We start from the raw sequence: 9847 nt of genomic DNA, 5'->3' as shown, positions 1-9847 counted from the left end.
CCCCCCCCCCCACCGCGATGGCGCCGCCCCACGCGTTGAGTGTGCCCTCCAGGGTGATCTGCCCGACGCCGCTCAGATCGATCTTCTGCCCCGGGTCGACCTCGACGACGGCGCCGCTGCCCACGCGCAACATCGTGGTTTCCAAATCGTCAGCGGTCGACAGCGGAGATCCGGCCTGCAGGACCAGGCTGGCCCCTTTGCGTTGCGTCAGCACGCTTTTGACGGGATTTTCCTGGTAAAGCTCGGGCGTCAAGGTCTGCAAGGCTTGCGACTTGTCCAGGATGGCGCGGATGCCGGAGGCATGGCGCTGGACCGGCATCGTCACCCGCACTTGCGCGCCGTCGGCAACCTCCAGTCCGTGCAGGCCAATCACCTCATATTGCGAAAAGCCCATGTTGAAGGCGTCGTCGGACAGGACGGAGACCTTGGTCCCCGCCGCTTCCGCGAATGCCGCGTTGACCTGACTTGCCGCGACGATGCGCACCTTGTCTGCTTGTAATGACAGCTTTCCGCCGCCGTCCACGCCCTGCGCCGCTATCGTTCCTTCCTGGCTGAGGGCGGCATCAAGCCCCGCCATCAGCGTGACGTCGCCGCCTTTGCCGCCCAGGGTCTTGCCATTGGCCAGCACTGCGCCGCCGCCAGACACGTCCACGGCGCTGCCCGCAGCCAGCGTTACACCGTGGGTACTGCGCAGCGATACGCTGCCGCCCTGCCGATAGGCCAGTTCACCGGACGTGGCGGGCTTGGCAAGCAGATTGCTCCACAGGCCGCCGGTGTCCAACACCGCGCCCGCGGCGACCGTCACGCCCGTCGTTCCCCCGGCGGGGGCAAGGACCGGGGTGTCTTCGTTGCGGCCGTTGGCGTTCCATTGCTTGACGATATTGCCGGCCACGATTCGCCCGCCCGCCGTACTGACGCTGGCGTTGATATCGACCTGGGGCGCATACAGCACCACGCTTGCGCCCGGCGCGGCGTGCACGGCCTGATCCACCGCGATCCCTTCGGACCCGGCCAGTCGGATGGCGCCCAGATTGGCGGCATTAAGCCAGGCGGCATCCAACCGGATCAGGCCGTCGCCGGCTGTGCCTGTGCCTGCCGTCACCTGGTTGGCGACACCGCCCAGCGTCCAGGCCAGCATGTTGGTGCCGGCATCGAAAATCGGCGTATAGCTTCCCACGGTCAACTGCGCGCGGCGCGCGACGGCCGTCTGCGATTGGTAGTAGCCGTCCATGTCCCATTGCGGTGCGTCGATCTGGCGCGCGCCCTGGTATACCTCGCCCGTCAATGTGCCCGCCAGTTGGGCGGCATGGGTGGATACGATCAACTGGCCGGCATCGCGGCCCACGGTGTAGCCGTTTTCAAAGCGCGTTTTTGGGGCGATCAGCGGGTTGTAGAACGTGCGCGTGGCCTTGTCGCCCCAACGGGCGTGGGTGTCTTCATACCCCTTGTACAGGCCGGCGTAAAGCAGGTCGCCGGGCGCTCGCGAGACCTCGTACAGGCGGCCGTCGGTGCCGCGCAGCCAGCTTTGGCGGATATCGCCGGCCTGCACGTCCAGCGTGCCGCCCGACAGGTTGATGTCGGAGCCGGCCTGCGTGACCAGTTCGCCGCCGGTGAAAGTGGCCGTGCCGCCTTGCGCCAGCCATTGGCCGGCGCCGTGTTCCGTGGTGGCCAGGTAACCGCCCACTTCCAGCAGGCCGCCGCTGGTGTACCAGCGGTCGCCGATGTAGCCATGGGTGCCGCTGGCAACCTTCACCAGCGTGCGGCGGTCCACCCACACGTCGCTGTTGTTCAGCAGCTTGCTGTCGCGGTTGACCGGCGCGTCGCGCTGCTCGTTGCCCTGCACGTTGATTTGCAGGTTGTTCGATTCCATCGACACGCTGACACCGATGGCGCCCGCCACATCCAGTTCGGCGCCGTTTTCCAACACGGTCTGCCGCTTGGCCGAAACGGCGATCTGCCCGCCGGTGGCCAAGGTGACCGAGCCTCCCTGGAAGGACGCCAGATCACCTGTGACCACCTCGATGCGCGACAGGTCCATGCGGTCGGCGACCGTGCTCAGATGATCGAAGGCGCCGGTGGCCTTGTTGGTGGCGGAGCCGTCCAGCGTCTTGATGGCGGCTTGGCGCTGACCGTCCAGGCCGGTCACGGCCGAGGCTTCCAGCAGCACGGCCGTGACGCTGTCCGCGCCCAGCGTCACGCTGCCTGCCGTGTCGCTGGCTCGGTTCAGCAGATGAATGGCGCCGCGCGCGCCGATGTCGGTCGTGGCGATCAGTACGCCATCCTGGCGCACGGCGTGGCCCGTCATCGTGATGTCGCCGACGGGGGCGCTGATCAACCCGGTGTTGCGCACCTGTCCTGCCTGGCTGCCGGTGTTGAGTGTGGTGCCGACTTCCAGGCCCTGCGTCGTGGACTTGGGATTGCCGTCGGTGCCGTAGCCGCGGCGGATGATGAAATCGTCGCCCGCGGCCAGCATGGCCTGGCCGCGCGGCGTGGTGAGCGTGCCAGCGTTGTGGACGTTGCTGCCCAGCAGCAGCACGTAGCCGCCGCCCTTGGTCGCGGTCGTGGGCACGGCCGTGTCGATGCGCGCGCCGGCCTGCACTTGCACGTCGCCCAGCGCGTCCTTGAACGTGGGCAGCGTGCCGTCCTTATCCACGAACAAGCCTCGTTCGCGGAACTGTTCGTCGCTGATGGTGGCCGCCGCGGCCACCAGATTGCGGGCGTTGACCTGGCTGGTGCCGCTGAAGATCACGCCGTTCTGGTTCACGACCAGCACCGTGCCGTCGGCTTTGATCGCGCCTTGAATCCGGCTCGGTCTGGCGCTGGCGCCGACCACGCGGTTCAGGACCGCATCGCTGGCGGCCTGCTTGAATTGCACCGTGGTATTGCGGCCGACGTTGAAGGTGTCCCAGTTCAGGATCGCGCGGGACTGCGTCTGCTCGATCGTGACCGTATGCTTGCCGTTGCTTGACGATGACGTGGCGGCCTTGGCGCCTTCCCACCGGGCCAGCCCGCCCTGGGCTTCCCATAATCCGCCTTCGGTCCGGCCGTCGGGCACGTCGGCGCCATTGGCCGCCGCGGCCGCGCGCGCGGCCGCTTGCGCGGCCTGCTGGGCGGCAACCGCTGCCGCGGCGCGATTCAGATTGTCCAGGGACTTCTGCAATTGCTGGCGAGATTGCGCCTGTTGTTTGGCGCCGTTGCCGATGCCCGCCATGCTGCCGTCGGGCATGCGGCCCGTGCGTTGAGCCGTCGACTGGACGGTGTTCTTGTCCGCGAACCAGCCGGGGCTGAACGCGCGCGTCTGCGCTTGCGCCGCACTGCTGGCGCTGCCCGCGATCGCCAGGGCCGTCATGGCCTGCGACAGCGGACTAAGCCGCCATGCGGGCCGCAGGCCGGCGCGTCGGTCGCGGGACGAGCCGCGCCGACCAAGGGGCGCCAGGGCGGGGAAGGGGACGAGGGGCGTAGCGGACGTAGACGAGGACATGGCGTGATTCAAGGATGTCGATGAAGGGCGGCAGTGACTAGGCCACCGTGCCCGCTTACTCATCTAGTCGAACGACGCCTTGGGACTCGGTACAGGAATCCGCGTGAATTTTTTATGACAAGCGCGTTTATCAACTCAGGAATACGACATCGCCCACCCGCCGCACGGACGCGCCATACAGCTGCCGGATCTGCGCGATGGCCTGATCCAGGTTCTTCACTTCATAGCGCGCGCTCAAGCGGTGGCGGGCCAGCGCATCGTTCATCAGCACCACGCGGCCCGGCCGGTAGCGGTTGATCTCTTCCACGGCCAGGTTGAGGGGCAGGTCATGGAAGCTGACGATGCCCGCGCGCCAGTCCGAGCTGGTTTGCGCAATGGCGGCAGGCGCGCCCAGCATGGCGTCGTCATAACCCAGTTGCTGACCCGCTGGCAGCAGCAGCGTGGCATTGGCATGCGCCAGTTCCACCTGGCCGCTGTTGCAGCGCACGTGGACGCGGTCGCCGTGCAGCCGCCGCACTTCGATGTCGCCAGACGCCAGCCGCAGACGGGCGGCGCCGGCCCGCACCTCGCATGGCCGGCTTCCGGTGGACTGGATGGCCGCTTCGCCCGAGACCAGCTCGATGCGGGTTTGCATGCCCTCGCTTGAAATGTTGACGCTGGTTTGCGTGTTCAGCGCCAGCGTCACGTGCTGGCCATCAAGGGCGATGCGGCGTTGCTCGCCGGTCACGGTGCGATAGTCCGCGCGGGCTTCGGCCCACGACGGCCAGAGGCCGAAGGGGGGGCGCAATAGCCCGACGGTGGCCAGGCTGGCGAAGGCCCCGGCGCCGCCTGCCAGGAACCACCGTCTGCCGGAGACGGCGGGCGCTGGCCGCTTGGGCGTCTGCGCGGGCCGGCTCGCGGCGTAGGCTTGCGTGATCTGCCCCAACTCCCGCCACGCGCGCGCCGCCTGCACCCAGGCGCGTTCATGAGCCGCGCTCTGCGCGCGCCAGGCCTTGAAGGCCCGGCCATCTTGCGTGGTAGGGGAGCCCGTCGCCAAGACGCGGACCCAGGCATGGGCCTCGCGCTCAAGGGCGGAATCGGAACGGGGGCCGTTGGGGCTGTCGGAATTCATGGGGACGTTTGCTTGCGCGGCCTTATCTGCCGTGCTGATACTTAGACGTTTTCAAACAGCAGGAACGGAACCCCGACGGCCGGAAATAAACACTTTCTTTCAATTATTCCTCCGTCGGCGTCATCGCACGGACGCAGTGCTCGTGCGCGGTCTGTAGTTCGCGCCCCACCAGCCGCACCGAGATACCCCAGCGTTTGGCCAGGTCCGACCGCGACAGCCCTTCGACGCGCGCGGCAAGCAGGATGTCCCGCTGGCGCGGCGTCAGCGCATCCAGCACCTGGAACATCCGGGTCAGGTCCGAGCGCGACTGCACCACCTCGGCCGGCCCGGGGCTGGCATCCGCCACGTCGAAGAATTCGCTGACTTCGCTTTCGCTCAGCAGCCGCACGTCTTGCCGGATGCGGTCGATGGCCACGTGCACGGCGGTATTGACCAGATAGGATTGCGGATGGCGCACGGCATCCAGGTCGTCCCGCACGGACAAGCGCAGGTAGGCGTCATGCAGCGCGTCGCCCGCCAGATCGGACGCGCCGCCTAGCCGGCGGGCCACCTGATGCTTGATGGCGTCGTAGCGGTCGACGATAAGACGCCGCAGCGCGGCCAGGCCGTTTCCGCTCATGGCGCGCAGCCGCCGTAGCGGCGCGCGGCCTCGGGCGTGATCAACAGGGTGGCGGGAAGCCCGAAGCCGGCCGGCGGGGCGCCGATGGGCACGCCGCTTAGCGCGTCCCGGATCGCCGGTTCCATGTCAGGGTGGCCGGTGGCGTGCACCTTCACGTCGGACAGCGCGTGGGCCGGGTCCAGGCTTACGCGCAACGCCACCCGGTAGTCGCCGGTGCGCAGGGCGGGCCGGGCGCACAGGGCGGCCAGCACCCGGCTCTGCAGGCGGCCATAGTATTGCTGGCGATCCGCGCGCGAGGCGGGCGGCGGGGGGGCGGCCGGCGTGCGCAATCGGGGCATCAGCATCAATGCCCGGGGAGCCGTGTAATGCGCCTGAAGGTCCGTTCCGGCCAGCAGCCGCGTCAGCGCTTCGCGAGCGGTGTAGCGGCCGGTCAGCGCGGGGGCGGTCTTGCCGGCCGCCTGCCCCGTGTCGTAAAGGACGGAATCGCCCGTCAGTTCGCCATACTGCTGCAAGGCGTCGTGCAACGGCTGGCGCGGCCAGTCGAAGACATACTCCGGAGTGGCCGCCTGCGGGGCGGCGTTCACGGGGAGTGACGCGGCAACGGCGGCGCCGACGGCCAGGGTGGCGACCATGTTGCGCAAGTGCCTCAGAAGAAAATCCAACGCAGACCGCCGTGAGGCAGCGAAAGAGCGGCCATGGTAATCGTCGAAGATTAAACTTTTGTTGCGCCGGGATGTCCTTTCAATGAAGCTCGGACACGCTGGTGTAAAGTCGTTTTCCTGGGGTTTCTCCTAAAGGACACGATGGTGCATGACTCCCACGAAACGTCGATCCTGCTTTTCTCTTATGGAACGCTGCAGGACAAAACGGTGCAACTGGCCACTTTCGGCCGCGAATTGACTGGGCGGCCCGATGCGATGACGGGTTATGTCCAGCATTGGGTGGCCATTACCGACCCTCAGGTCCTGAAGACCAGCGGCAAGGCACAGCACCCGATCGTGTACGCCAGCTACGACCCTAAAGACGAAGTCCCGGGCATGGTGTTCGAAATCAGCCAGGATGAACTGCGCGCGGCCGACAGCTATGAAGTCGCCGACTACAAGCGCGTATCGGTGCTGCTGAAATCCGGCGTGCACGCCTGGGTGTACATCAAGGCTTGATCCGCATTCCCGCTGCGGGATGCCGCTTTCAGGGGCCGCCTCGCGGCCTTTCTGTTTGGCGCACCGGGCGTCAGGGCTTCAGGCCCAGGCGCCGCGCCAGCTTATGCAGGTTGCTGGCGTCGACGTCCAGCGCGCGCGCGGCGTGGGCCCAACTGCCCTGATGCGCGTGCAGCGCCCGGCGGATCGCCTGGCGTTGGCAGGCGTCCACCGTGTCGCGCAATGACGGGATGCCGACGGCGGGCGTATCGTCGGGCGCCGCGTCCGGCGTGGGCATGGGCGCATCGTGGTCCGACACGTCCAGCAGGCCGGTTTCCAGCGTGACGATGTCGTTGCGGTCGGCGCCGTGGCTGACCGCCTTGATGGCGGCGCGGCTGATCACGTGTTCCAGTTCGCGCACGTTGCCGGGCCAGGAATAGCGGCGCAGCATTTCCTCGGCGTCTTCGGATAGCCGCAGGCTGCGCAGGCCCAGCCGCGCCCGGTTCAGTTCCAGGTAGCGGCCGGCCAGCAGCAGGATGTCGTTGCCGCGTTCGCGCAGCGGCGGGATCGGCACCGGGTAGACGGACAGGCGGTGATAGAGGTCGGCGCGGAAATCCCCGGCTTGCACCAAGTCTCGCAAACTGCGGTTGGTGGCGGCGACGATGCGCACGTCCACGGTGCGGGGACGGTCGTCGCCCAGGCGCTGGATCTCGCCGTTCTGCAAGGCGCGCAGCAGCTTGGCCTGCACCAGCAGCGGCAGTTCGCCGACTTCGTCCAGAAACAGGGTGCCGCCGTTGGCCGCCTCGAAGCGGCCGGGCCGGTCGGTGACCGCGCCGGAGAACGCGCCTTTGGCGTGGCCGAACAATTCGCTTTCGGCCAAGGATTCCGGCAGGGCGGCGCAGTTCACGTGCACCAGCGGCTTGCCGCCGCGGCGCGACAGACGGTGCACGCGATGCGCGAACAACTCCTTGCCGACGCCGGTTTCACCCAGCAGCAGGATCGGCAGATCGGAATCAGCCACCACGTCGATTTCATGCAGCAGACGGACGATGGGGGCGCTGTTGCCCAGGATTTCGTAGCGGTCCGGGGTCACGTTGTCGGCGGGGGCTGGGCCGCGGGCATCGCGCAGGGCGCGGATCTCGGTTTCCAGCCGGGTGGTGCGCAACGCGGCCTCGACCAGCACGATGGCGTCGCGCAGTTCGGACTGGGCTTCGGCGTCGAAGGTGCCGACTTGCAACGCGTCCAGCGTCAGCACGCCCCAGGGCTGGCCCTCGACATGCAGGCTGGTGCCCATGCAGTCGTGCACAGGCAGCGGTTCGCCGGCCATGCCATTGATCAGGCCGTCATAGGGGTCGGGCAGCGTACTGTCGTGATGGAAGCAGGTGACGCCGCGGCGGGACAGAATGGCGGCCAGGCGCGGGTGCTGGTGCACGGCGAAACGCCGGCCCAGTGCGTCACGGGTCAGGCCGTCGACCGCGACGGGGCGCAGGTGATCCTCTTCCTGCTGAAGCAAGGCGACGGCGCCGCAGCGGAAATGCGCGCGCAGGCTGGAGACCAGCCGTTGCAGGCGGATGGCGGGCGGCAGGTCGGCTACCAGATCGGCAAGCAGGAGGTTTTGCATGGGGTTGATTTTACCGTCGCGGGGTGATTAAAACCCCAAGCCGCGATGGTGTTATCTACCCGAAGTTTTGCAAGTGTTTGATTTAAAGCAAGGTTTTTCTGGCATGGTTTTCGCTCTTACTCCGGTACCCGTCAAGATCACTGGAGAGACGCGATGAGCATGGTTGAGCAATCCCTGGGCCAATTGGCCCGTAGCATCCCGGGCGCCACGCAGGTGTTCCACGAATACGAACTGGATTTTTGCTGTGGCGGCAAGAAAAGCCTGGGCGAAGCCGCGGCCCAGCGGTCGCTGGACCCGACGCAGATCGAAGCGCGCTTGATCGCGCTGTCGCGGAACCCGCCCCACGAAAAGGACTGGGGCAAGGCATCGCCCGCCGAACTGATCGACCACATCCTGGCGCGTTATCACGACGTGCACCGCCAGCAGCTGCCCGAACTGATCCGGCTGGCATTGAAGGTCGAGCAGGTGCACGCCGACAGCCCGGATTGCCCCACTGGCCTGGCCGACCACCTGCGCACGATGCACCAGGAACTGGAAAGCCATATGCAGAAGGAAGAGCAAGTGCTGTTTCCGATGCTGGCCCGCGGCCACGGAGCGATGGCGACCATGCCCATCATGGTGATGCGCATGGAACACGACGACCATGGCGTGGCATTGGAACGCCTGCTGGCGCTGACGAACGACCTGACCTTGCCGCGCGCCGCATGCAATACCTGGCGCGCGCTGTATCTGGGCATCCGCACGTTCAAGGAAGACCTGATGGCGCATATCCATCTGGAAAACAACATCCTGTTCGACGACGCCGGGGGGCGGGTACCGCCCAGCCCGATCCCGACACAAAAGGAATGAAAACGGCCAACCGTGTTGCAGCCGAACGGGCCGTGCCGCCTGTAAACTCGGGTCACCTTAAGGCTCAGGGGATGCTTGATGGCCGGCAGCAGTTTTTTCGCATTGTTCGACGACATCGCCACGATTCTGGATGATGTCTCCGTCATGACCAAAGTCGCGGCCAAGAAAACGGCCGGCGTGCTGGGCGACGACTTGGCGCTGAACGCGCAGCAGGTGGCCGGCGTGCCGGTCAACCGGGAATTGCCCGTCGTGTGGGCGGTGGCCCGGGGTTCCTTCATCAACAAGCTGATCCTGGTGCCTTCGGCGCTCTTGATCAGCGCCTTCCTGCCATGGGCCGTGACGCCGCTGCTGATGCTGGGCGGCGCCTTCCTGTGCTTCGAAGGCGTGGAGAAGCTGGCCCACAAGTTCCTGCCGCATGGCGAGTCGGTCGAAGGCAATCACGCCGCGCGCGCCGAAGCGCTGCAGGACGCGTCCGTCGACATGGTCGCCTTCGAACGCGACAAGATCAAAGGTGCGGTGCGCACTGACTTCATCCTGTCCGCCGAGATCATCGTCATCAGCCTGGACGCGGTGGCGAACGCCGACTTCACGCGCCAGGTGATGGTGCTGTCGATCATCGCCATCGCCATGACGGTAGGCGTCTACGGCCTGGTGGCCGGCATCGTCAAACTGGACGACCTGGGCCTGTACCTGAGCCAGAAGCGCTCGCAGGCGACGGCCTGGCTGGGCAAGCGCATCGTAGGCGGGGCGCCCTACCTGATGAAGACCCTGTCGGTGGTGGGCACCGCGGCCATGTTCATGGTGGGCGGCGCGATCCTGACCCATGGCATTGCGCCGGTGCACGCCGCCGTCGAGCAGGCCGCCGCCGCCGTGGGCGGGGGCGCCGTGGTGCACGCGTTGACGTCCACCTTGCTCAACGCCCTGTTCGGCATCGTGGCCGGGGCCGTGGTGCTGGGCGTGGTCAGCGTGGTCAAGCGGCTGTTCAAGAAACGCTGACGCGGCCGGGGGGGGGGGGGGGGGGGGGGGGGGG

General features: G+C 67.1%; 8 protein-coding genes. 3 read left to right on the top strand and 5 right to left on the bottom strand.

All coding sequences use genetic code 11. The features are described from left to right. The 4 genes from ACE039_RS21735 to ACE039_RS21720 form a co-directional block, all read right to left on the bottom strand. A partial coding sequence (locus tag ACE039_RS21735) for a two-partner secretion domain-containing protein (RefSeq protein ID WP_485823298.1) occupies positions 1-3481 on the bottom strand: 3481 nt, incomplete at its 3' end. A 130-nt stretch (positions 3482-3611) separates the two neighbouring features. Next, on the bottom strand, positions 3612-4592 hold the full coding sequence (locus tag ACE039_RS21730) for a FecR family protein (protein WP_485823297.1): 981 nt from the start codon (positions 4590-4592) through the stop codon (positions 3612-3614). A gap of 103 nt (positions 4593-4695) precedes the next feature. Continuing rightward, positions 4696-5211, bottom strand: a complete 516-nt coding sequence (locus tag ACE039_RS21725) for an RNA polymerase sigma factor (RefSeq protein ID WP_416023743.1) — start codon at positions 5209-5211, stop codon at positions 4696-4698. Then, positions 5208-5843 carry an STN domain-containing protein gene (locus tag ACE039_RS21720; RefSeq protein ID WP_146120995.1) on the bottom strand — a complete coding sequence of 212 codons (636 nt, stop codon included), beginning with the start codon at positions 5841-5843 and terminating at the stop codon, positions 5208-5210. The genes ACE039_RS21725 and ACE039_RS21720 overlap by 4 nt, the downstream gene beginning before the upstream one ends. 171 nt (positions 5844-6014) lie before the next feature. Here ACE039_RS21720 and ACE039_RS21715 point away from each other — a divergent pair, with 171 nt between their 5' ends. Further along, a complete protein-coding gene (locus tag ACE039_RS21715) occupies positions 6015-6371 on the top strand; it encodes a gamma-glutamylcyclotransferase family protein (RefSeq protein WP_448710790.1) in 357 nt (118 codons plus the stop codon). A gap of 70 nt (positions 6372-6441) precedes the next feature. Here the strand turns inward: ACE039_RS21715 and norR are convergent, their stop codons facing one another. Continuing rightward, positions 6442-7968 (bottom strand): nitric oxide reductase transcriptional regulator NorR, encoded by a 1527-nt coding sequence (gene norR, locus ACE039_RS21710; RefSeq protein WP_485811549.1) that lies wholly within the window; start codon positions 7966-7968, stop codon positions 6442-6444. Positions 7969-8121: 153 nt separating this feature from the next. Here norR and ytfE point away from each other — a divergent pair, with 153 nt between their 5' ends. Further along, positions 8122-8817: an iron-sulfur cluster repair protein YtfE gene (gene ytfE / locus ACE039_RS21705; protein WP_448710792.1), complete on the top strand. Its 696-nt coding sequence runs from the start codon at positions 8122-8124 to the stop codon at positions 8815-8817. A gap of 78 nt (positions 8818-8895) precedes the next feature. Further along, positions 8896-9813: a DUF808 domain-containing protein gene (locus tag ACE039_RS21700; protein WP_485823296.1), complete on the top strand. Its 918-nt coding sequence runs from the start codon at positions 8896-8898 to the stop codon at positions 9811-9813. Positions 9814-9847 lie beyond the last annotated feature (34 nt).

It is taken from the genome of Achromobacter maghribensis, from assembly GCF_057334215.1.
This window is presented reverse-complemented; position numbering and strand designations above follow the sequence as displayed.

Coding starts and splice junctions, on each gene's coding strand:
- ACE039_RS21730 (WP_485823297.1), bottom strand. CDS start 4,592: ATGAATTCCGACAGCCCCAACGGCCCCCGTTCCGATTCCGCCCTTGAG.
- ACE039_RS21725 (WP_416023743.1), bottom strand. CDS start 5,211: ATGAGCGGAAACGGCCTGGCCGCGCTGCGGCGTCTTATCGTCGACCGC.
- ACE039_RS21720 (WP_146120995.1), bottom strand. CDS start 5,843: ATGGTCGCCACCCTGGCCGTCGGCGCCGCCGTTGCCGCGTCACTCCCC.
- ACE039_RS21715 (WP_448710790.1), top strand. CDS start 6,015: ATGGTGCATGACTCCCACGAAACGTCGATCCTGCTTTTCTCTTATGGA.
- norR (WP_485811549.1), bottom strand. CDS start 7,968: ATGCAAAACCTCCTGCTTGCCGATCTGGTAGCCGACCTGCCGCCCGCC.
- ytfE (WP_448710792.1), top strand. CDS start 8,122: ATGAGCATGGTTGAGCAATCCCTGGGCCAATTGGCCCGTAGCATCCCG.
- ACE039_RS21700 (WP_485823296.1), top strand. CDS start 8,896: ATGGCCGGCAGCAGTTTTTTCGCATTGTTCGACGACATCGCCACGATT.